Raw genomic sequence first — 21,726 nt, 5'->3', positions numbered from 1 at the left:
CGGTTGACGGGAATGAATCGACTCATCACAGGCTCCGTATATCTGATCTTTTGACCCTCCTTATTTTACCAAACCGATGTCGCGGTTAGATCTACTGCGCTAAAGTCCGACAGGCTCCTAGAACGTTGCTATTGGTCGACGACGAACCGAACATTATTAATGCGCTGAAACGTACGTTGCGCAGAGATGGCTACAGCATACTCACTGCCAATGGTGCGGAAGAAGCGCTTGATTTACTTGTCGATCATAATATAGCCCTGATCATATCCGATCAGCGTATGCCTAAGATGAGCGGTGTGGAATTTTTGCGCAAAGTTAAAGAGCTCTATCCAAAAACCGTACGGGTGGTGTTATCCGGCTTTACCGATCTTGAATCGGTGACTGGCGCCATCAATGAAGGGGCGATTTACCGATTTATGACTAAGCCGTGGGATGACGAGTTGCTACGTAAGAACGTTCGCGAAGCGTTTGAATATCATGAAATGGAACAGGAAAATCAACGGCTGACTCGAGAGCTCCAACATTCAAACGATTTACTTGCCAGACTTAATCAAAGTTTGGAACAACAAGTGATGCAAAAAACCCGTGAAATCGTACATAACATCAAAATGCTGGAAATATCTCAGGAAATACTTGAACATTTGCCGTTGGCTATTCTTGGCCTTGATGAACGACACATGATCGCCTCTTCCAATCGACTTGCGGACTCGCTATTCCAGCGTTATCCCAACGAATGCTTGCTTGGCCTGCAAGCAGAGAGTGTTTTGCCCGCCCCCTTATTGCATGTATTACAGCAAACCAAGGATTCTGAAACTGCAGCAGAATTTAACGGCAGCTGCTTAGATTTAGGCAATAGCAAGACCCTGTACGTGTGGATAAGCCCAATGGGTGAACTTAGTCAATCAAAAGGCACTATAGTGGCGCTTTCGTCAGTCAAGACATAACGTTGACTGTCTCAGAAAAGTACAGAGGTGGAGTTTGCCGACATGAATACGAAATCCCAAGCGACCCTGCTGGCTGATTTGCCGTCCTTACCCACTGTAATCATGGATGCCTTGCAGTTCACGGCCGACAAGCAAAACTTGTCCAATCTCGCCAACAAAATCAGTCAAGACCCACACATGGCGGTACGCATTTTGCGCGTCGCCAATTCGCCTTTTTACGGTAGGTCTCGAGAAATTGGTTCTTTGCAGGAAGCGGTGGTGGTGTTGGGACTTAACCGGGTAAAAAACCTGTTGTTAGGCCTTGGTTTTATGAACCTGTTTCGGTTGAACCGCCAAGATTTCGACTACTCACAGTTTTGGCATCACAGCATGGCAGTCGCGGAGTGTGCTCGACAATTGGCGATTCATACCGGTATGGATCAGGATATTGCCTTTACGGCGGGATTGCTGCATGACATCGGGTTGCTGGCCATTGTTTTGTTATTTCCAGACGATTTCAGCCGTATTACTACGGGGCAACATCTCAATAGAATTGAAGCGGAACGGCACGTTTTGGGGTTTGATCATGCGGAGATCGGTTGCAATGTCGCAAAGCATTGGAATTTACCGATGGCGATTCAGCATGCTATCGAACAGCACGAAATCCCACGCGGGCAAGATGAAGGGAAATCGTTAGAATTGATGATCCATATGGCCAATTTTCTGGTACTTGCCAAACAACGCGACGACCAGGCTTTTGAGTATCCGGAGTCTATTGTGCAGATACTTGAGATGCTGAACATTCCTCTTGACCAAGCCATAGACTGGGCTAATTCTAGTCAACAATTCGCCAATCAGGTCGTCGCCAGTCTATAAATTCGGGAGCATTATGTTATTAACTGAATCGCAACAATGGGACTGGATTTATAACCTCTACCAATTAGGGCAATCCGATGCGTTTGAAGAGGATACAAACAAGATATTCGAAAAATTACTGCGTCATATTGTAGAGGGATTTAGAGCCGATACCGGCTCATTAGTCTTGTATGAAGGCGAAGACAGCAGCTGTTTAACCATAGTCGCTGCGCTCGGTTTGCCTGAGGAATGTGTCGGCAGCGCGATACCCAATGGCAACGGCGTGATAGCTTGGGTATTGGCCAACCAGCAGGCGCTATTGATCAAGGGCGATATCAATAAAGACTCGCGCTTTCTCCACTACCCACCCAAAACCAAAACCCGCATACCGGTTGCCTCCATGTGCTGGCCATTGCAGATAGGCCAGCGCTTGATTGGCGCATTATCGGTCAACAGTTTTAACGATGAGTGTAGTTACACGGGAGCGGATTTAGACCACGGACAAAAATTAGTTAATCCGATCACGCTCGTGATCGACAACATTAGGTTACATGGTGATCAACGCAAGCGCATCCAGCAGCTTGCCAACGCAAATCAACGCTATGCCAATGCCAACCAGCAATTAATAGAGGCTCACAAACGCTTGAATGAGTCGGAAAAACGCCTCAACGACATTTTAAATTCACTGGATAGCGTGGTCTGGTCGATGGAGCCGGCCACGATGAAATTGCTGTATCTCAACAAGGCCGCCACTGAGGTATCCGGTCGGCCGGTCGAGGATTTTTTAAATGATCCGCAGTTATGGCTGAATATTATTGACCCGATTGATAGAAAGCAGGTGGAAGCCAGTCTGGCCGATTTAAAGACTAACAGTATCCAGAAAGTCATCTATCGTATTCATCGCCCCGACGGCGGGCTTCGTTGGTTGTTTCATCGCATGTGCGCCGTTTGCGATGATGCCGGCTCACCGGTACGCATCGACGGCATCACTGTGGATATTACCCAGCATAAAAATGCCGAAGACTTGCTGAAACAGCGCAATCAGGAATTACAGACAGCCCTCGACACCATACAAGAAGTCCAGCAGCAATTGGTACAGTCCGAAAAAATGTCTTCCATCGGCCAATTGGCGGCGGGCGTCGCGCATGAAATCAACAATCCTATCGGCTATATCAACTCCAATCTCACTTCATTGAAAACCTACGTGGAAGATTTGCTGGCGTTGGTGGAAAAATATGAAAAAACTGAGGGGGAATGCGCCGACGGCGAACAACTTCGGCAAATTCAGGATTTCAAGCAGCAAATCGATCTGGTTTTTTTAAAAACCGATGTACTCGATTTATTGGTTGAGTCTCACGAGGGGGCGTCGCGCGTCAAAAAAATCGTTCAGGATCTCAAGGATTTTTCGCATGCTGGCGGTGCCGACGAGTGGCAATGGACGAATTTGCACGACTGCCTGGATAGCACACTGAATATCGTCAATAACGAAATCAAATACAAAGCCCGTGTGGTCAAAGCATACGGGGACATCCCGCGTGCCTGGTGTTTGCCGCATCAGTTGAACCAAGTATTTATGAATTTGCTGGTCAACGCCGCCCACGCCATTGAAAAGGAAGGTACGATCACCATCCGTACCGGCAGCGAAAACGGCAGCCTTTGGGTTGAGGTGAGCGATACGGGGCAAGGTATTTTGCCCGAGCACGCCAATAAAATTTTCGACCCTTTCTTTACCACCAAACCGGTGGGCAAAGGAACGGGATTAGGACTGTCCGTTTCCTACAGCATCGTTAAAAAGCACCAAGGCGAAATTAAGGTAGACAGCCGGATCGGCGAAGGCACCACCTTTCGCGTGGTATTGCCAAAAAAAGAACAGCCGGTCGACTTATGAATTTGCCGCCATCACCAATGACCAACGATCGGCGGGCGGCTTTACTGTTTGTCGATGATGACACCAATGTGCTCAAAGCCTTGCATCGACTGTTTCGGAATGAAAATTACACGCTTTATCTTGCGGAAGGCGGTGCGGAGGGCTTGACGGTTTTGCGCGAGCATACCGTTGATATAATTGTTTGCGATATGCAGATGCCGACAATGAGCGGCGCCGAATTTTTCGCTCAAGCATTTGAGCGATGGCCCGATACCGTGCGTATCTTGTTAACAGGCTATGCCGATTTAGAATCGACTATCCAAGCGGTCAACAAAGGCCGGATTTACAGTTATTGCACGAAACCCTGGAATGGCGAAGAATTAAAACTATTGATTCATAACGCACTGCAAGAAAAACGTTTGCGTGAAGAACGGGAACGCTTATCGGCTATCATCCGGCAACAGAACGATGCACTGAAAGCCATCAACGAACATCTGGAAGAAAAAGTCGAACAACGTACAGCAGAGCTGGCGCAAGCCAATAAAACCCTGTTGCTCCACAATCAAGCCATTGAAGCCGCACGCAATGGCATCACCATTACCGATGCCAGACAAGCCGGCAATCCCCTGGTTTATGCCAACCCGGCGTTTCAACGCATTACCGGTTACGACAAAGCGGAAGTACTTGGCCGTAACCTTTCGTTTCTGCTGGGCGAGGATCATGATCAGCCTGGCTTGGAGAGTCTCCGAATTGCAATTCGCCGGAAGACAACCGGCTATGCCGTTATCCGTAATTATCGCAAGGATGGCTCGTTGTTCTGGAATGAACTGGCTATCGCGCCAATCAAAAACGCCAATGATGAAGTGACGCACTTTGTCGCCATCGTCGACGATATTACCGAATTCAAATCCAACCAGGCACAGTTGGAATATCGAGCTAACTATGATGATCTAACCGGGCTGGTCAATCGCAATCTTCTTAATGATCGTCTAAATAACGCCATCACTACCGCGCAACGCGAGCACAAAGTATTCTGCCTGTTTTTTATGGATCTCGATGACTTTAAAGTCATCAATGACACGATGGGACATTCGGTGGGGGATGAGTTCCTAAAAATCATTGCCGGGCGACTGCTGAATTGCGTCCGAGCTTGCGATAGCGTAGCGCGATATGGCGGCGATGAATTTGTCTGTGTATGTCCAGGTATTGCTAAAACGGACGATGCTGCTTTGATCGCGGCGCGAATCATTACCGAAATCTCTCAGCCTCTACAGCTCAATGGGCACACCCTGCATGGGGCGGTAAGTATCGGCATCAGTTTTTATCCTGCTGACGGGGCGGACAAAGAGACCCTGCTTCAGCATGCGGATACCGCCATGTATGACGCTAAGGATAAGGGTAGGAATAGCTTTAGTTTTTATACTGAAGCGTTTAACCAACGCCTTATGCAGCGTTTGATGCTGGAGGAAGACTTGCGCCAAGCTTTACGATTGGAGCAATTTGTCGTCTATTATCAACCCAAGTTCGATTTGCATAGTGAACAAATTTGCGGTATGGAGGCTTTGCTGCGCTGGAACCATCCGGAAAAGGGCTTGATTCCCCCCGATCACTTCATTCCATTGACGGAAGATACCGGCTTGATTCTGCCGATAGGCGAATGGGTGTTGCATACGGCCTGTTTGCAAGCTAAAGCTTGGCAGTTGGCGGGACTACCCGCCATCAATATGGCGATCAATGTTTCACCCAAGCAGTTGCATAGTCCCACGTTTGATCAAACTATTACCCGTGTTTTACGGCAAAGTGGATTGGACGCGAGTTTTCTGGATTTGGAGATAACCGAAGGCGCGGTGATGCAAGACCCGGATAATGTAGCCATTACTTTGACCCGGCTAAAGAATATCGGCATTCGCATTTCCATGGACGATTTTGGTACGGGTTATTCAAGTTTGAGCTACTTAAAACGATTTCCCTTCGATAATCTTAAAATAGACAAGGCATTTATCAACGATATTCCGCTGGGAGAGGGCGATGTTACTTTAGTGTTGACCATTATTGCGATGGCGCACAACTTTAAACTTAAAGTGGTAGCCGAAGGGGTTGAAACACAGGCACAGATGGATTTTTTGGCGCGGAATGGCTGCGATGAAATTCAGGGTTATTTCTTTAGCCGACCGTTGCCGGCTTCGGAAGTGGAGCAACTGCTGAAAAAAACCAACTGACCGGGACGACCAATTTCGCTTATTCGCGGATAACGGGATTTTTCATCTAATGATCATGAAATAAGCCGCGTAACTTTGGCAAATAAAAGTTTTTTGTAGCACAAAAACCGATAATGAATGCCATTCGGCGGACTGCCCGCACGTTCCCCAGGAGACTATTTTTACCATACTGACATTAGCACCTGACTTTGAATTATAGATTATGATTAGGCCTAGTGTCTAAACCGAGGTGGGGTACTCGCTATGCTTGAATCGAAAGCTGAAACTCTGCGGATACAAAAGCTGCACGAATGCTGCATCCTCGACACGCCCCCCGAATCAAACTTTGACGACATTGTCCGGCTGGCGGCACTAATGTGCGATACGCCTTTTGCGGTGATCACACTGGTCGATAGTGACCGCGAGTGGTTCAAAGCCAAAAAGGGCATAGCGGCCAACGAACAACCCAGAGACTGCGGATTCGGCACACCAACCCTATCACACCTGGATGTGTTGGTTGTACCGCATCTCGAGCATGACAGTCGCTTCGCGGCCAATCCCCTAGTGGTTTCCGAGCCGCATATCCGTTTCTATGCGGGCAGCCCGATTCTAATTCCCACCGGTGAAGCATTAGGCGCACTTTGTGTGTTCGACGTTGTGCAACGAGCGTTAAGCGTCAATCAACTTGAGGGCCTCAAGCTTCTTGCTCGCCAAGTCGGTGCAGCCTTGGCGCGCAGACAGAAGGAAAAAAGCCGGTCGGACATCCTGGAAAAACCCACGGCCCAAGCCTTGCCGGCTGACTTGGGCCGGCAAGATACAGCGCACAACGCCGAACATTTTAACGGCGCCATATTGGATTCCTTGTCAAAACAATACTGTGTGTTGGATGGAGCTGCCAATATCTTGAAAGTCAGCAGGCCTTGGCTTGATTTCGATCAGGCATACGCCGGGGATAAAGCAAGCCTTCAACCCGGACAAAATTATCTGGCCCTGCTGGACACCGGGCTGACCAACGATAGAGGCGGAAAGGTGTTCGCAGAGGGGATTAGGTCGGTTTTGAACGGCGCTTTATCCCGCTTTTCGCTTGAATATCCTTATTACACCGGTTCCGGTCAGCTTTGGTTTGCAGGGAAAGTCATCCTGTTTCCCGACCAGAACTTAGCCCGGCTTATCGTAATCCATGACAATATTTCCGAACATAAACAACGTGAGGAGCGGTTGCGGCAAGCAGTGGAGTCGGCGCCGAATGCCATCGTGATGGTGAATGAGTCCGGCACCATTGTTATGGTGAATGCGCAAACGGAAGCCTCGTTCGGTTACGCGCGAACCGAACTGATTGGGCAGAGGGTGGAGATGTTGATTCCAGAACGTTTTCGCGGCGGACATATCGGTTTCCGCCGGGCCTACCTTGCCGATCCGGTTTCTAGGCCTATGGGGGCCGGACGCGATCTGTACGGGCTACGCAAGGACGGTACCGAATTTCCGGTCGAAATCGGCCTGGGTCTGATCGAAAGCCATGAAGAAACCCTGGTGCTCAGTTCGATCGTCGACATTACCGAGCGCAAGCGCCTGGAACAACGATTCCGGCAAGCGGTGGAGTCGGCGCCGAATGCCATCGTGATGGTGAATGAGTCCGGCACCATCGTGATGGTGAATGCGCAAACGGAAGCATCGTTCGGTTACGCGCGAACCGAACTGATCGGGCAATTGGTGGAGATGTTGATTCCCGAGCGATTTCGCGACGGACATGTCGGTTTCCGCCGGGCCTACCTAGCCGATCCGGTTTCGAGGCCGATGGGAGCCGGACGCGATCTGTACGGTCTACGCAAGGACGGCACCGAATTTCCGGTCGAAATCGGCCTGGGTCTGATCGATGACGATAACGGCATCATCGTCCTCAGCTCCATCGTTGACATTACCGAGCGCCAGAGTGCCCACGATAAGCTGAAACAAACCCTCAACGAGAAAGAAATGTTGCTTAAGGAGGTCTATCACCGGGTCAAGAATAACCTACAGGTGGTGTCCAGCCTGATCAACCTCCAAGCCGGCAATGTAACGAGTCCGGAGACCGCCGATTTACTCAAACAAAGTGCTGATCGCATCAAAGCCATGGCCTTGTTACATGAAAAACTTTATCAATCCAAAGACTTGGCCAGGATAGATTTCAACGAATACATTCGTAGCCTATCCGACCATTTGCTGTTCGGCTACGGCGCCTATTCCGACAAGCTCAAGCTCAACATGAAGATAGACAATGTGTTTCTCGATGTCGATACCGCGATACCCTGCGGCCTGATCATCAACGAATTACTGTCCAATGCCATTAAGTACGCATTTCCCGGAGATCGGCGCGGCGAAATCGGCATCGCTTTCACACAGGAGCAAGGCGAATACATCCTGATAATCTCCGATAACGGCATCGGCCTTCCCAGCGAAATGGATTTCAAAAAAAGCAGCTCGCTGGGTCTGCAATTGGTTGATACCTTGACCAATCAACTCATGGGACAGATGAGCCTGGATCAGACAAACGGATCCACCTTTACTCTGCGTTTTACTAAAACTTGTTAAGCGGGAGGGGCTCCGTATGTTAGCCAGTAGAATTATGATCGTCGAGGATGAAGGCATTATTGCTATGGATATTCGTAGGCAGTTGGAAGGTTTCGGTTATGAAGTGGTCGCGACTGCTTTTTCGGGAGGCCAAGCCATTACGCTGGCCAATGAGCATAAGCCCGATTTAGTCATGATGGATATTGTGTTGAAAGGCGAGATGGACGGTATCAGCGCGGCGCATGCCATCACGGAGTCTCTGCATATTCCCGTGATTTTTCTGACAGCTTATAGCGACCCGGCTACCTTGTTGCGCGCGAAAGCCACAGGCGCATACGGCTATTTGATCAAGCCGTTCCGGCCGGATGAACTGCACGCTTCCATCGAAGTCGCGTTGTATAAGTATCAGCTGGAACGCAAGCTGAAGGAAAGCGAACAGTGGTTTGGCAAAACCCTGCACTGTATCAGTGACGCCGTCATTGCCACCGACGCTGAAGGGGTCATCCGGTTTATGAATCCGGTAGCCGAAACGATAACGGAACACAGTCTGGAACAAGCCAAAGGTAAACGGGTCAGCGAACTCATGACGCTGATAGCCGAGTCGAGCCGCAGTGTCATTGAAAACCCGGTCCTCAGTACATTACAGAATCGGACCGTGACCGGCATTGACTGCCCCACTTTGTTCGTTAGTCAGTCAGGCTTGGAAATTCCGGTGGACGACGGCGCCGCCCCGATACTCGATGACGATGGAACCTTGTTGGGTGCTGTGATGGTATTTCGGGACATCACCGCCCGTCGACAAATGGAACATTTACTGCGGGAAAGCGAAGAACGTTTCCATAGCTCATTCGAACTGGCCGCTATCGGCATGGCGCTGATAGCCCTGGACGGCAGTTTCCTGCAAGTCAATAATGCCCTCTGTGAAATTTTTGGTTACACGCGAGATGAGTTGCTGGGCTCCAATCTGCAAATACTCACGCATGCAGACCATCATGACAAAGTGATAAACCTTTACTTGCGGCAATTGGTAACCGACGTACTGCCGACGTTTCAGATTGAGGTGGAGTGCCTTCATAAAATGGTCGGCAAGACCATTTGGACTATGATCAGCGCCTCGCTGGTTCGCACTGCCGGCGGCGAGCCGCAGTATTTCATTGTGCAAATTCAGAATATTTCCAACCGTAAATACGCCGAACAGCAATTGATCTATCTGGCCAATCACGACCCCTTGACCGGGCTACTGAATCGCGACCAGTTTCATAACCGCCTTACTCAAGCATTATCGACCGGTCAAAGGCATAACCGTAAATTGGCCGTGATGTATCTGGATTTGGATCGCTTCAAGTTGATCAACGATACGCTGGGTCACCGCTTGGGCGATTTATTGCTGCAAGCCGTCAGCGACCGCCTGAGAGCCTCGGTGCGCTCGAACGATATTCTGGCTCGGTTGGGCGGTGACGAGTTTATCGTGTTGCTGAGCGACATCAATCAAATCGACGATGTGGCCAGAATTGCCCAAAAGACCCTGGACATCCTCACCCAGCCGTTTACCTTGGAAGGCAATGATCTTGTGGTCACCGCCAGCATTGGTATCAGTATTCATCCCGACGACGGCAAAGACAGCCATTCGCTGTTAATGAACGCCGACACGGCCATGTATTTGGCCAAGGACCGCGGTAAAAACAACTTTCAGTTTTATACCCTGGAAATGACTGAAAAATCGATCGAACGCATGAAGGTGGAACGGGGTCTGAGGCATGCCTTAGCCCATGATGAATTACGGCTGCATTATCAGCCTCAGGTCTGTACCGGCAGCGGCGTGGTGGTCAGCGCGGAAGCGCTGGTGCGTTGGCAGCATCCGGAATGGGGCTTGGTGTATCCGGACCGATTCATTACCGTGGCGGAAGAAACCGGACTGATCGTGCCTATTGGTGCCTGGGTGTTGCGTGAGGCCTGTTTACAAGCCAAAACCTGGATTGAAAATGATGGGCCATTCGGCGGTGTAGCCGTGAACGTATCGGCGCGCCAATTCCTCGATACCAACCTGTTTCAAACAGTAAAACGAACGCTGGCCGAAACCGGCCTTAATCCCAGCGCGCTGGAGCTTGAAATCACCGAATCGGCAATTATGCAAGATCCCGAGAACACGCTGCAGGTATTGCATCAGTTTCAAGGGCTTGGGGTGCGGCTCAGCATCGACGATTTTGGTACAGGTTATTCCAGCTTGACCTACCTGCGCCGATTTCCGATACAAAGCGTCAAAATAGATCGATCCTTTGTGATTGATCTTCCTGGCGACGACGGCAGTAAAACCCTTGTCAGGGCCATCACCGCTCTGGCCCATGAGCTTAACTTGTCGGTCGTGGTCGAAGGGGTGGAAACCAAGGGTCAATTATCCTTTCTAACTGAGCAAAAATGCGATTCGCTGCAGGGCTACATGTTTAGCAGACCCGTGAGCGCGGAACAATTTCAACAGGATTTTATTAATTCCGGTTTTAAGACCTACCTTCCGAATACCTCAAACGATCAACCTTGAAATTAAAATTTAACAAAAACCGGTAACTTGTAAAGATGATTTAGGGGTAGAGCTGTCTTGGGTGAGGCAGCAGTTCCAATATCTCGTCAATGACTGTTTGCTGACAGGCACCACCGTTTTTGCGGCAAGGATTAAACTAGGGGTCTTTTATACAGAGGACGTGGAGGCGGGATTATGCGAAGAATCAAAGCCATAAGCTGTGTGCCCTGGGTGTTGGGCTTGTGCAGCGCTTGCAGTGCGGACTGGCCGCAGCGGCTTGGCTATCATGTGCTGCAGAACGCCGGACAATTGCAGTGCCAAAAAGCCATGGCTAACGATTGCGAACGGCGGCAAAGTTACGACGCCTATCAGCGCGAGCGGGAGCAACTGCAATAGCGGCTAAATACTGTTCAGCAACGACAGTTCCGCCGGATGCGGCAGCATGTAATAGGAGTTGTCGATAAAGTCATCCGGCTCTCTGCGGAAATGATGGCGGAGCAGGGTGAGCGGCACGATCAGCGGCAATAAACCGATTCGATAGTTTTCGATGGTTTCCACCAGTTCCTGTTTGTCGTCGCTGTCCAGCTTGTGCTTTAAATAGCCCTGGATGTGTTGCAAGACATTGACATGGTTGCCGCGGGTGGCGACGATTTTCAGACAAGTCATCAAGGCTGTGATATAGGCAGCGGCGGTGTTTTCAATGTCTGCGTTAGTGACGCCGGCAATAATTCTTCCCAGCTCGCGGGCCTGGTTTTGCTCGTGGCTCATCGCGATCAATTTATGCCGGCTGTGAAAGGTAATCAAACCATGCGCTGTTAAACCCTGCTCGCATAAGTCGCGCCAGCGGCGCATCACAAACACGCGCTGGATAAAGTTTTCCCGCAGGCCCGGATCACCCAGCCGGCCTTCTTCTTCCACCGGCAGGCTAGGGAAAGTGCGCTGTAAATAGTCGGCAAAAATGCCGGTGCCTTGCCGCGCGGGGATGTCGTTTTTATAAATTTTGACGCGGGTCATGCCACAGCTGGGCGAATCTTTTTTCAGAATGTAGCCGCACAAGCCGCCCAGCCAATCGTGTTGCCGGGCGGAGGCCTGTTTCAAGCGTTCCGTCACGTCGAAACTATGATCCTTCACGCCGACGCAACGAATGCCGTCCGGGGTTTCCCGCAACTGTACGCAGGGGCGGGGGATGCCCAAACCGGCTTCGACTTCCGGACAGAACGCTCTAAATTCGAAGTATTGGCCCAGCGTGCGTTCGATGTAGCTGTGATATTTATGCGCGCCGTCGTAGCGCACTTCTTGGCCTAACAAACAGGCGCTGATGCCCACCGAAATTTTCTGCATACTTAATCCTGTTATTGCTTGGGGTGTTGGTCAAAAATCAGTTTGTCAGTGGCAAAACCCAGGGTTTTGGCTTGTTCAATTAAATCTTTTTGGATGCTCGGTTCCAACTCCGGGCTGCGGGCCAGTATCCATAAATAATCGCGATCCGGGCCGGCGATCATCACATAGCTGTAAGTGGTTTTATCCAATGCAATGATGTTATACGCCCCGTAAAACGGTCCAAAGAAAGACACTTTCAGGCGACCGATGTCCGGTTTGTCGATGAAGTAAGCTTTGCCTTCGGCGATTTTTCGTTGGCCTTGCTCGGCGTCGTAGCCGCTGTTTAACACTTTGACGCCGCCGTCATCGCGCAGGCTGTATTCCGCGCTGATGTCCGTCAGGCCGCGCTCGAAGCTGTGATCGAGGCGGGCGATTTCGTACCAGGTGCCCAGATAGCGGTTCAATTCGAAGCCGTCTATCACTTTTACGCCGTCCGGGATGTCGGTGCAGGCGCATAGCAAGCTCAATAATAATATGGGTAGATAACGCATGGTTTACTCCGCTGGCGCCGGGGTATTGCCCAGGGCTTTGAATTGGGCTTTGATTAGCTGGCTTTGTAAGCCGTGGTCAACTCTTGGCCGAGGGTAGTCGCCGGCTTGCGGATGCTTTTCCCATTTGTGGATGACTTCTGCCGGGAAGCGTTGCAACTCCGGAATCCAGGTCTTGATATACACACATTGCGGATCGAACTTTTTCTGCTGTAGCCAGGGATTGAAGATCCGGAAATACGGTTGCGCGTCACAGCCGGTCGAGGCGGCCCATTGCCAGTTGCCGTTATTGACGCAAGGGTCGTAATCTAACAGACGTTGGGCAAAATAACGTTCGCCCCAGCGCCAGGAGACGTGTAAATCCTTGACCAAAAACGAGGCAACGATCATCCGCAAGCGGTTATGCATCCAGCCGGTTTGGTTCAATTCGCGCATGGCCGCGTCCACAATCGGAAAGCCGGTTTGGCCGTTGGCCCAGGCCCAAAAGTCTTCTTGGCCGTTGCGCCAAAGCAAGCCGTCGTAACGTCTATCAAAGGCGTGACCGAATACATGCGGAAAATGAAAGCCGATATGGGTGAAAAAATCCCGCCAATACAGCTGCCGGAGTAAGGGATGGTCGGGATCGAGTTCGGCTTGGATGCTGGAAAAAGCCTCGCGCACCGAGCAGCAGCCGAACTTTAAATAAGCCGACAGTTGGCTGGTAGCGGCCATGGCCGGAAAATCGCGGACGGCGAGGTAGTTTTTGCAGTTGCCGATGATGGCTAATCGATCCAGTGCCGCGTGTCGGCCACCGGGTAGCGCGTTTTGGTGCGGCTGTTGCAGTTGCTGTAGCAGCTCCGGTTTGTGGCCGGCATAGGCTTTTGCCGATAGTTTACCCGGTGCCAAGCGCTGCGGAGGCGATACCGGCTGGAGTCTGGCTTGCCGATGAAACGCGGTGAATACTTGATAAGGCTTGCCGTTGCTTCTTAAACTTTGCTCCGGTTCTGTCAGCAGCAAATCGGCTTGGCTGTGAAAAGCCAGATGCAGTGTTTTGCATTGTTCGCGCAGTTCGTTGTCACGTTGCCGGCTGAACGGACTGTAGTCGCGATTGACAAATACCGCTTCGATGCCTAAGTCCTGCTTCAAAGGCTGGAGCAGATGCGCCGGCTGAGCGTTGAAAATGTAAAGCAGGGCGCCTTGCTGTTGCAGTTGTTGCTGCAAATCGCTCAGCGACTCCAGCATGAATTGCAAGCCTGGCGTGCTTTGGTAAGGATGGGTTTGGATTTGCCGGGGATCGAAGATAAAGCAGGCAATGACTTGCCCGGACTGGTTTAGTGCGGCGTTCAGAGCGGTGTTATCTTCCAGGCGTAAATCGCGGCGGAAAATGAACAGCGAGGTTTTGTAGGTTTTTTTAGCCATCGGCTCAACAGTCGCCCCAATGAATAATCATTTGTTGGCAATTAAACAATATATTGGGGTAATACTGATAAATCACCCAGCGCAGCAGCAAATCGAAATATGCCGCTACCGTCATCAGTCGCGCCACGGCGGCCCAAACTCTGCTGGCGCCTTTGTCGGAGCAACGCCACACGGCGCCGGTCCAGTAAATCAGCGGCATGGCCATAATAATATGAATAGTCACCCAGCTGGCGACGGTGAAGTTGCCTTCGTTAATGCGATAGTCGATGAAAAACAGTACGGCGTTATACAGGATAAAAAACGGATAGAACGCGTCTTTTAACCGCAGGTAACCTAGCCAGCTCCATTGCAGGTAAAAATATAGCGTGGCCGGCGTGCGTTCTTCCCATTCCTGGGCCGGGGAGGGGGTCAGATAAAATACCAGCGCGCCCAGGGCGAGGGCGATCAACAGGGTTTCGTACCAGGTGACGAACGAGGTAAAGGCAAATAGCAGGGAAAGACTGTCGATCAACATAAAGATGCCCGTTTTTAAATCTAGGGTTTATGCAAAATATCGCGCAATGCGGTATCCAGCTGTGAATATTTAAATGCAAAGCCTTGCGCCAGTAACCGCTCCGGCAGCACGCGCTGGCTACCCAAGACTAGCGCCGCCATTTCGCCCAGCAATAATTTAAGGGGCGCTTCCGGTATCGGCATTAGCAGCGGCCGCTTAAGCACGCTGGCCAGGCTGGCACTGAATTGTTGGTTGTTGACCGGTTCGGGGGCTGTGGCGTTGTATGGGCCGCGCATTGCCGGTTGTTCTATCATCGCTTCGACAATAGCCAGCCAGTCGTGCAGATGAATCCAGGACATCCATTGCTTGCCATTCCCCAGGCGGCCGCCTAACCCCAAACGAAACGGCAACAACATGCGTTTCAGTATGCCACCATTATCACCCAGCACCAAGCCGGTGCGTATCAGGCAGACCCGGCTGCCGAATTTTTCCGCTTCTAAGGCTGCGGATTCCCAATCGGCGCACAACTGTTGGGAGAAATCGGCAATGCTCGCGCTGTTTTCAGTGAGGAATTTGTCGCCTTGATCGCCGTAAACGCCGATAGCCGAGCCGCTTACCAGTACTGGTGCGGGTTGGGTGGCTGATGCTATCCAGGCCACCAATTGTTTGGTTAATTTAATGCGGCTATCGCGCAATAGCTGTTTGCGTGGCTCGGTCCAGCGTTGATCGAAAATGCCCGCACCGGCCAGATTGACCACTGCTTTGAAAGTGCCGGCATCCGGTAAGTCGGTGATCGAGCTAACCGCTTGAACGCTGTTGCCGAATGTGGCGAACACTTTTTCGGCGCTACGGCTTAGGATCGTCACCGCATAGTTTTTTTGGATTAGTTGTTTAGTAAGCGCACTGCCCAGAAAGCCGGTGCCGCCGCTAATTAAAATCGAGTTCGTGTTCATAAGTTCTGCTCCGGAAACTAATAAGACTAAACCCTAGCGTCTGTTCAGGGCTTGGTGGGTTAATCGGCTTCGGTATCGGTGGATGCGCGGCCTTTCGGAATCATCATTTGACTTAACTGCTTATTTTTAAACCAGATTACTGCGCGAAAACCCAACAGCATAAATATCAGCAGCAAATAAAATAAGGGCTCTGCCAGATTCCCTTTAAGTTGCCAGAAATAATGAATCATTGCCGCGCCGGCTGCTATGTAAATAAATCGATGCAGTTTTTTCCAACTCTTGCCCAAGAGCTTTTTGGACGCTTTAGAGGAGGTAATGCCCAACGAAAAAACAATAATGTAGGCAATCAATCCGAACCAGATATACGAGCTTTCGAGAATATCGATACCAATTATTCGCCAGGCAAAAACCTGGTCAACTGCTAAATAAACCAGGACGTGCAGGCTGGCGTAAAAAAAAGCATATAAACCGAATAATTGCCGATACTCGGTCATGCCGCGCCATTTTGTGACGGTTTGTACGGGAGTAATCGCCAGGGTTATCCATAAAAACCGCAAGGCCCAGTCACCTAAACGAATATGTAGGGCTTGCATTTGATTTGAGCCCAGATTATCGAAGGCAATATCGAAAACGACCCAAAGCAGCGGGATAAAACACACCGCGATGGTTAAAGACCGCAAATTATTAATTTGCATAATCATTAGAAAAAATGCCTCAAATCCATATCACGATAAAGGTGAGCGACCTGTTCGCCATACCCGTTAAATAATTCGGTTTGCCGGCGGGGGGTAAAAAAGCCGCTGCCCAATAGCCGCTCGCTATTTTGGCTCCAGCGCGGATGCGGCACGTCCGGATTGACGTTGGCGTAAAAGCCGTATTCGTTGGGCGCAAACTTGTTCCAACTGCTAATCGGCGGCCTTTTCAGCAGTTCTATTTTGACGACGGCCTTGATGCTTTTAAAGCCGTATTTCCAGGGCACTACCAAACGCAGCGGCGCGCCGTTTTGCTTGGGCAAAATGTCGCCGTACATACCCACCGCCAGTATGGTCAAGGGATGCATGGCTTCGTCGATACGCAAACCTTCGACATAGGGCCAATCCAGCATGACCTTGCCGCGTTGCTTGGGCATGGTGTCCGGTTGTTGAACCGAGGTGAGCTTTACGAACTTGGCGTTTGATAAAGGCTTGGCGGCTTTCAGTAAATCGCCCAGCGCAAAGCCCACCCAGGGTACTACCATGGACCAGGCTTCGACGCACCGGAAACGATAGATGTATTCCTGTAAGGTGTGCCGGCTCAGAATATCTTCCAACTGGTAGATGCCGGGTTTTTCCACTTCACCGCCGATCTCCACGGACCAGGGATCTATGCGCAGGCTTTGGGCCAGACTGGCGGGGTCTTCTTTGTTGAAGGCCAATTCGTAGTAGTTATTGTAATTTTTTGCGGCTGTCGCTGGTGTCACCACCAACTCAGGTGCTGAGAACGGGCTTTTGGGTGCGGCGCTCCAAAGTGGTTTTGAGTCGTCGGCCCAGCCGGTGCGGATGCTGGTGCCGGTCAGCATCATCGCCGCCATCGCTTTGATGAGGGTACGGCGTTGCTGAAAAACCAGGGGATCGGTAATTTCACTGCCGGGGATATTTTTTATTGTTTTTATAATCATGGCTTGATTACCGGTAACTTATAGAAGAAGTCCCACTATTTTTTGCCTTTCGGAATCCAGCCCATCAATTGGCGGATTTTACGTTCGGTAATAAATGCCAGAGAAAACAATTGAATAAAATTCTCGGCTTCAATCAAATCCAATCCTATATTGGCGGGTACCAATTCCTTGCGGGTTCCAAACATCCGGTCCCAAATCGCCAGCACTATGCCGTAATTGCTGTCATGTTCCGAACGCAAAGTGGAATGGTGAGTGCGGTGCAGGGAAGGGGTGATAATAATTTGGGATATGGCGGTTTCGTTGGGGACGCGAATGTTGCCGTGATGAAAAAAGATGAAAAATAACTCGATAATTTCGATGGAAAGCACTAGATAAGCATCCACGCCGATTACTACCACGAATATACATTTGTAAATTATTTCCAGAAATAAATCGAAAACATGAAATCTAAAACCGGTGGAAACGTTAAAGCATTTATCGCTGTGGTGAATTTTATGAAAGCGCCATAAGTATTCGGACCGATGGCTGGCGTAATGCCACAGATAAATGGCCAAATCAAAAAAAGCAAACGCCAGAATCCATTTAAGCGGACCGTTACTCAGGCCGCTTAATAAGCCGTAACTGGCGAATTGTTGCGCTACCAGAAATAAGGATGAGGCTCGGAGCGCGGTTAAGATTAAATTGTTGACCAAGAAAGCCGTAGTATTGGTGACAAACGACTCTTTATAGGTTTTGGCCGGGAATGGCCGATAAGGTTTGGTTTTCTCTATGACCAGCAACAGCACGAAAGCCAGTATCGCTAAGCCGAATAAGGCTTCGTTAAAAAATAGGCTACTGTCGCCTTGGCTATTTGCAGTGGTGTTCATGGAAGTCCCCAGTAATGAGCTATTTATCGAACGGTTTTTTAATTTCCTTGAATCGCGTTTAATAAATTTGTCAATTCCTTTATTTCGTTATTGGCATTTATTTGTTGGGTAATGTCGTATTGCACGCCCAGATAATAAATGACTCTATTTTTCTTATCCAATAGCGGGGTTATTTTCAAATGATTGTGGAATAAAGTGCCGTCTTTTTTATAGTTTCTTAAGGTGACTTCCACTGTTTCGTGGTTTTTCATAGCTTCCACAATTTTAAAACGCGCATCTTGCTCTCTGTCTTCACCTTGCAAAAACCGGCAGTTGTGGCCGATGATCTCGTCATGGCTATATCCGGTTAAACGTTCAAATGCCTTATTGGCATAGATAATCGGCGCGTCTTCAATGTCAGGGTCGGCTAGCGTGACGCCGTTGACGCATTCGTCCAAAATAGCGGAAAGTACTTGCGGAATCAGTCCGCTATCTTTTTCAACAATAAAAGCCATGGTTAAACTCCGGGTTTTATAATAATTATGAGTTTGTAAATGCTAGTTGCATTCTACTAATATTAAATTTCTGATGTTTTCGACGGTGTTTTCCGCACCGTCTTCGATCGCGCAACGAATTAATTTTTCAAAAGGCCGCATAAATACCTCCAACTCCAAGAACTCAAAACGAAACGTCAAGCGGGTAGGTTGACGATCTTCTTGAATGGCTTCGAGCAGATAGCTATGCTTGTAAGGTTGGGTCAATCCTTGAAAGATCAGCTTGGATTTGGGTTGATATTCAGTAATTTCAAAAACCGATTCTATTTCGCCGTTGTTGTCGTTACGAATTTGCTTGGCCTTGGCGCCGATGAATACTTCCTTGCCGTCGAGAGGTTCAAAATCGACTACTTCCACAGCCCATTTCGGATAGTTTTCAAAAAAATTTTCACCAACATAATGAAAAACATCGTCGACAGGTTTGTCTATATCGATGCAGGCCTCGCCGGCAATGGGCTTGTGTGAGTCAAACGGAAATTTGATGTGCATTTGATGTTCCCCCTCGCGGAGCTTTCTGCTCAGCGTTGTTATTATTTTTCTGGACAGGTAAAGCCAATAAAACGGTATTTAAATCTGTGCAATTAAATCACCGTCAGGCGCTTCGGCTTTTTATGTCTAATTCTAGCCCGCTTTCTACCGGAAAATTACCAATCTCTAGTTTTGCTGGTGGCGCATGGCCGCGCAGCCGCCATAAAGCAGGTGCGATAAGCCCGAATAAATAAATAATTGCCGGTAGTTTTCGTCGATTTCAATTTGATTAATCGAGCAGTAAAACTCCAGGGAGCCGATTAATAGCAGCAGAAAAACCCCTAACGCCGCCAATGCTTCCGGGCTGTTGCTTAATTTATAAAAACTGTACGCTGCGATTTGGATTAAGCACAAATAAAACATCATTAACCGCATATTGTTTGCCAATGGACCGTACAAGTCGCTGTTATCTTCAAAAAACAGGGTATTGCCGAATATGGTGGCTGCACCGCTGATCAATAATAAAATCACCGCTGCATTAAAATTAATCTGCAACAACAATTGCAGGAAATTCATGGTTTTTGTGGTTATCGATTGAGTATGCATATTGCTACCTCTGAAAAAAAGATACCCTCCAGGAGTACAGCGTTTGGAGGGTACATAGAGGAGGACTTTTAGGACGCCAATATTTGTCCTTGATCCAGGTGACCGCCGGTTTCTTCGTTTATTGAGTCTTCAATCTCTTCAAACGATTTGGGTTCTTCTACTTCGGGTTCCGGTGGTGCAAGTTTTTTACCTTGTAACAGTTCGTCAATCTGATACTTATCGATGGTTTCCCAATCCATTAAGGCTTGAGCCATGTTGTGCAACACTTCGATGTTTTCTTTCAGAATAGCTTCGGCGCGGTTGTAGTTAGCATCGATCACCGCCCGCACTTCTTCATCAATAGTTTGGGCCATTTTTTCGGACATCGGCTTGGATTGCGGACCCATATAGCCGCCTTCGCTATCGCCGTAATCCATGGGACCTAAACGGTCTGATAATCCCCACTTGGTGACCATGTTTCTAGCCAATTGCGTAGCCCGCATGATGTCGTTGGACGCGCCGGTGGTGACTTTGTTTTTACCGTAAATCAAGGCTTCTGCTACCCGGCCACCGAACAAACTGGCGATCTGGCTTTCCAACTTATCCTTGGAAGCGCTGTACTGGTCGCGCTCCGGCAAGAACATGGTGATACCCAAAGCTCCGCCGCGCGGCATGATGCTGACTTTGTAGACAGGATCATGTTCAGGCACATTGCGACCGACGATGGCGTGGCCGGCTTCGTGGTAAGCCGTCATCAACAAGTCTTCCTTGGTCATGACCATGGTGCGTTTTTCCACACCCATAATCATTTTGTCGCGGGCTTTATCCAAATCGTTCATGGTCACGACGCGCTTTTTGTTACGAGCAGCAAACAAAGCGCCTTCATTGATCAGGTTGGCCAATTCGGCACCGGAAAATCCGGGTGTGCCGCGGGCCAGATCGTTGATATTCACATCTTCGGCCAGCGGGACTTTGGCGCCGTGCACTCTTAAAATTTGCTCGCGGCCTTTGATGTCCGGTAAACCGACTTGAACTTGCCTGTCGAAACGGCCCGGTCTCAACAAAGCCTTATCGAGCACGTCAGCGCGGTTGGTAGCGGCGATAACGATGATGCCTTCATTGCCGCTGAAACCGTCCATTTCCACCAGCAATTGGTTGAGCGTTTGTTCGCGTTCGTCGTTACCGCCGCCGATACCGCTGCCGCCCCGTTGCCGGCCGACTGCATCGATTTCATCGATAAATATGATGCAGGGGGCACGCTTTTTGGCTTGTTCGAACATGTCTCTGACGCGGGAGGCACCGACACCGACGAACATTTCCACGAAATCGGAACCCGAGATGGAGAAGAACGGCACGCCTGCTTCGCCGGCAATCGCTCTGGCTAACAAGGTTTTACCGGTACCCGGAGGGCCCACCATCAGCACGCCGCGCGGAATTTTGCCGCCCAAGGCTTCGTATTTGCCCGGATCTTTAAGGAAGTCGACCATTTCCACGACGTCTTCCTTGGCTTCCTCCACGCCGGCCACGTCAGTAAAGCGCACCTTGATCTGGTCTTCAGCCATCAACTTGGCGCGGCTTTTACCGAAACCCATCTGGCCGTCGCGGCCGCCCATCGCTGCCTGCTTGCGCATGAAATACACCAGCACCATGATCAGCAGCAGGGTAGGCGCCCAAGAAATGAGGATGTTCATCAAAGTGGAGGGTTGTTGGGGCTTCTCGACTTTGATTTTCACGCCGTATTCCAGCAACTCGTCGATCATCCGGGAGTCGTTGGGGTTGTAAGTGGCAAAGCGTGTGCCGTTCTGGCGTTGGCCGTCAACGTAGTTGCCGTCTATCACCACTTCCGTGACCACTTTATTACGCACGTCTTCGATAAAGTCGGAGTACGAAATTTCATAATGCGGATCGTATTGCGGCATGTTGCGGTTCATCACCGCCGACACCACCAACCCTGCTACGATCAGGATGGAGAGAAAAATAAACATTTTTTTCATGATAGC

19 protein-coding genes are annotated in these 21,726 nt (G+C 49.8%); 7 read left to right on the top strand and 12 right to left on the bottom strand.

Annotation, left to right across the window (positions count from 1 at the left end):
- The first annotated feature begins 131 nt into the window (after window positions 1-131).
- From QLH52_RS09980 to QLH52_RS09950, 7 genes are all read left to right on the top strand, one after another.
- Entirely contained in the window at window positions 132-944 is an 813-nt protein-coding gene (locus QLH52_RS09980; protein ID WP_319961422.1) for a response regulator, read from the top strand.
- A 42-nt stretch (window positions 945-986) separates the two neighbouring features.
- Window positions 987-1,799 (top strand): HDOD domain-containing protein, encoded by an 813-nt coding sequence (locus tag QLH52_RS09975; protein ID WP_319961421.1) that lies wholly within the window; start codon window positions 987-989, stop codon window positions 1,797-1,799.
- A gap of 13 nt (window positions 1,800-1,812) precedes the next feature.
- Window positions 1,813-3,666 carry an ATP-binding protein gene (locus QLH52_RS09970; RefSeq protein ID WP_319961420.1) on the top strand — a complete coding sequence of 618 codons (1,854 nt, stop codon included), beginning with the start codon at window positions 1,813-1,815 and terminating at the stop codon, window positions 3,664-3,666.
- A gap of 17 nt (window positions 3,667-3,683) precedes the next feature.
- Window positions 3,684-5,864 (top strand): EAL domain-containing response regulator, encoded by a 2,181-nt coding sequence (locus QLH52_RS09965; protein WP_319961419.1) that lies wholly within the window; start codon window positions 3,684-3,686, stop codon window positions 5,862-5,864.
- 243 nt (window positions 5,865-6,107) lie between these two features.
- Window positions 6,108-8,411: a PAS domain S-box protein gene (locus QLH52_RS09960; protein ID WP_319961418.1), complete on the top strand. Its 2,304-nt coding sequence runs from the start codon at window positions 6,108-6,110 to the stop codon at window positions 8,409-8,411.
- 16 nt (window positions 8,412-8,427) lie between these two features.
- Window positions 8,428-10,926: a GGDEF domain-containing response regulator gene (locus QLH52_RS09955; RefSeq protein WP_205453949.1), complete on the top strand. Its 2,499-nt coding sequence runs from the start codon at window positions 8,428-8,430 to the stop codon at window positions 10,924-10,926.
- A 174-nt stretch (window positions 10,927-11,100) separates the two neighbouring features.
- Window positions 11,101-11,301, top strand: a complete 201-nt coding sequence (locus tag QLH52_RS09950; protein ID WP_101051867.1) for a hypothetical protein — start codon at window positions 11,101-11,103, stop codon at window positions 11,299-11,301.
- Between the two features lie 3 nt (window positions 11,302-11,304).
- On the opposite strand, the gene QLH52_RS09945 is transcribed toward QLH52_RS09950, so the two are convergent.
- The 12 genes from QLH52_RS09945 to ftsH all read right to left on the bottom strand — a co-directional run bounded on the left by QLH52_RS09945 (window position 11,305) and on the right by ftsH (window position 21,720).
- Window positions 11,305-12,246 carry a YbgA family protein gene (locus QLH52_RS09945; protein ID WP_205453950.1) on the bottom strand — a complete coding sequence of 314 codons (942 nt, stop codon included), beginning with the start codon at window positions 12,244-12,246 and terminating at the stop codon, window positions 11,305-11,307.
- 11 nt (window positions 12,247-12,257) lie between these two features.
- Window positions 12,258-12,776, bottom strand: a complete 519-nt coding sequence (locus tag QLH52_RS09940; RefSeq protein ID WP_319961417.1) for a lipocalin family protein — start codon at window positions 12,774-12,776, stop codon at window positions 12,258-12,260.
- A gap of 3 nt (window positions 12,777-12,779) precedes the next feature.
- The gene (locus QLH52_RS09935) at window positions 12,780-14,171 is read right to left on the bottom strand and encodes a cryptochrome/photolyase family protein (RefSeq protein WP_205453951.1); all 1,392 of its coding nucleotides are present in this window, start codon (window positions 14,169-14,171) and stop codon (window positions 12,780-12,782) included.
- A 4-nt stretch (window positions 14,172-14,175) separates the two neighbouring features.
- Window positions 14,176-14,685 (bottom strand): hypothetical protein, encoded by a 510-nt coding sequence (locus QLH52_RS09930; RefSeq protein WP_205453952.1) that lies wholly within the window; start codon window positions 14,683-14,685, stop codon window positions 14,176-14,178.
- A gap of 20 nt (window positions 14,686-14,705) precedes the next feature.
- Window positions 14,706-15,617, bottom strand: coding sequence for a TIGR01777 family oxidoreductase (locus QLH52_RS09925; RefSeq protein ID WP_205453953.1), 912 nt, complete (start codon window positions 15,615-15,617; stop codon window positions 14,706-14,708).
- A 59-nt stretch (window positions 15,618-15,676) separates the two neighbouring features.
- Window positions 15,677-16,318, bottom strand: a complete 642-nt coding sequence (locus QLH52_RS09920) for a protein-methionine-sulfoxide reductase heme-binding subunit MsrQ (RefSeq protein ID WP_205453954.1) — start codon at window positions 16,316-16,318, stop codon at window positions 15,677-15,679.
- Window positions 16,318-17,274 carry a protein-methionine-sulfoxide reductase catalytic subunit MsrP gene (gene msrP / locus QLH52_RS09915; protein ID WP_205453955.1) on the bottom strand — a complete coding sequence of 319 codons (957 nt, stop codon included), beginning with the start codon at window positions 17,272-17,274 and terminating at the stop codon, window positions 16,318-16,320. The genes QLH52_RS09920 and msrP overlap by 1 nt, the downstream gene beginning before the upstream one ends.
- Before the next feature lie 35 nt (window positions 17,275-17,309).
- Window positions 17,310-18,140: a sterol desaturase family protein gene (locus QLH52_RS09910; RefSeq protein WP_033156705.1), complete on the bottom strand. Its 831-nt coding sequence runs from the start codon at window positions 18,138-18,140 to the stop codon at window positions 17,310-17,312.
- 38 nt (window positions 18,141-18,178) lie between these two features.
- Window positions 18,179-18,634 (bottom strand): PAS domain-containing protein, encoded by a 456-nt coding sequence (locus tag QLH52_RS09905; protein WP_101051876.1) that lies wholly within the window; start codon window positions 18,632-18,634, stop codon window positions 18,179-18,181.
- A gap of 42 nt (window positions 18,635-18,676) precedes the next feature.
- Window positions 18,677-19,162 (bottom strand): SRPBCC family protein, encoded by a 486-nt coding sequence (locus QLH52_RS09900; protein ID WP_205453956.1) that lies wholly within the window; start codon window positions 19,160-19,162, stop codon window positions 18,677-18,679.
- A 165-nt stretch (window positions 19,163-19,327) separates the two neighbouring features.
- Window positions 19,328-19,747, bottom strand: a complete 420-nt coding sequence (locus QLH52_RS09895; protein WP_240348277.1) for a hypothetical protein — start codon at window positions 19,745-19,747, stop codon at window positions 19,328-19,330.
- Window positions 19,748-19,815: 68 nt separating this feature from the next.
- Window positions 19,816-21,720 (bottom strand): ATP-dependent zinc metalloprotease FtsH, encoded by a 1,905-nt coding sequence (gene ftsH, locus QLH52_RS09890; protein WP_033156701.1) that lies wholly within the window; start codon window positions 21,718-21,720, stop codon window positions 19,816-19,818.
- Window positions 21,721-21,726: the final 6 nt, after the last annotated feature.

The organism is Methylomonas defluvii (assembly GCF_033949435.1).
Lineage (GTDB): Bacteria > Pseudomonadota > Gammaproteobacteria > Methylococcales > Methylomonadaceae > Methylomonas > Methylomonas defluvii.
The sequence above is the reverse complement of the archived record's forward strand: the minus strand, read 5'-3'. Positions and strand labels throughout refer to the sequence as shown.

Bases quoted from the DNA above. Each gene is read 5' to 3' on its own strand.
- QLH52_RS09935 (WP_205453951.1), bottom strand. From the start codon at position 14,171: ATGGCTAAAAAAACCTACAAAACCTCGCTGTTCATTTTCCGCCGCGAT.
- msrP (WP_205453955.1), bottom strand. From the start codon at position 17,274: ATGATTATAAAAACAATAAAAAATATCCCCGGCAGTGAAATTACCGAT.
- QLH52_RS09965 (WP_319961419.1), top strand. From the start codon at position 3,684: ATGACCAACGATCGGCGGGCGGCTTTACTGTTTGTCGATGATGACACC.
- QLH52_RS09920 (WP_205453954.1), bottom strand. From the start codon at position 16,318: ATGATTATGCAAATTAATAATTTGCGGTCTTTAACCATCGCGGTGTGT.
- QLH52_RS09975 (WP_319961421.1), top strand. From the start codon at position 987: ATGAATACGAAATCCCAAGCGACCCTGCTGGCTGATTTGCCGTCCTTA.
- QLH52_RS09945 (WP_205453950.1), bottom strand. From the start codon at position 12,246: ATGCAGAAAATTTCGGTGGGCATCAGCGCCTGTTTGTTAGGCCAAGAA.
- QLH52_RS09895 (WP_240348277.1), bottom strand. From the start codon at position 19,747: ATGCATACTCAATCGATAACCACAAAAACCATGAATTTCCTGCAATTG.
- QLH52_RS09970 (WP_319961420.1), top strand. From the start codon at position 1,813: ATGTTATTAACTGAATCGCAACAATGGGACTGGATTTATAACCTCTAC.
- QLH52_RS09955 (WP_205453949.1), top strand. From the start codon at position 8,428: ATGTTAGCCAGTAGAATTATGATCGTCGAGGATGAAGGCATTATTGCT.
- ftsH (WP_033156701.1), bottom strand. From the start codon at position 21,720: ATGAAAAAAATGTTTATTTTTCTCTCCATCCTGATCGTAGCAGGGTTG.
- QLH52_RS09905 (WP_101051876.1), bottom strand. From the start codon at position 18,634: ATGGCTTTTATTGTTGAAAAAGATAGCGGACTGATTCCGCAAGTACTT.
- QLH52_RS09930 (WP_205453952.1), bottom strand. From the start codon at position 14,685: ATGTTGATCGACAGTCTTTCCCTGCTATTTGCCTTTACCTCGTTCGTC.
- QLH52_RS09900 (WP_205453956.1), bottom strand. From the start codon at position 19,162: ATGCACATCAAATTTCCGTTTGACTCACACAAGCCCATTGCCGGCGAG.
- QLH52_RS09910 (WP_033156705.1), bottom strand. From the start codon at position 18,140: ATGAACACCACTGCAAATAGCCAAGGCGACAGTAGCCTATTTTTTAAC.
- QLH52_RS09960 (WP_319961418.1), top strand. From the start codon at position 6,108: ATGCTTGAATCGAAAGCTGAAACTCTGCGGATACAAAAGCTGCACGAA.
- QLH52_RS09925 (WP_205453953.1), bottom strand. From the start codon at position 15,617: ATGAACACGAACTCGATTTTAATTAGCGGCGGCACCGGCTTTCTGGGC.
- QLH52_RS09950 (WP_101051867.1), top strand. From the start codon at position 11,101: ATGCGAAGAATCAAAGCCATAAGCTGTGTGCCCTGGGTGTTGGGCTTG.
- QLH52_RS09940 (WP_319961417.1), bottom strand. From the start codon at position 12,776: ATGCGTTATCTACCCATATTATTATTGAGCTTGCTATGCGCCTGCACC.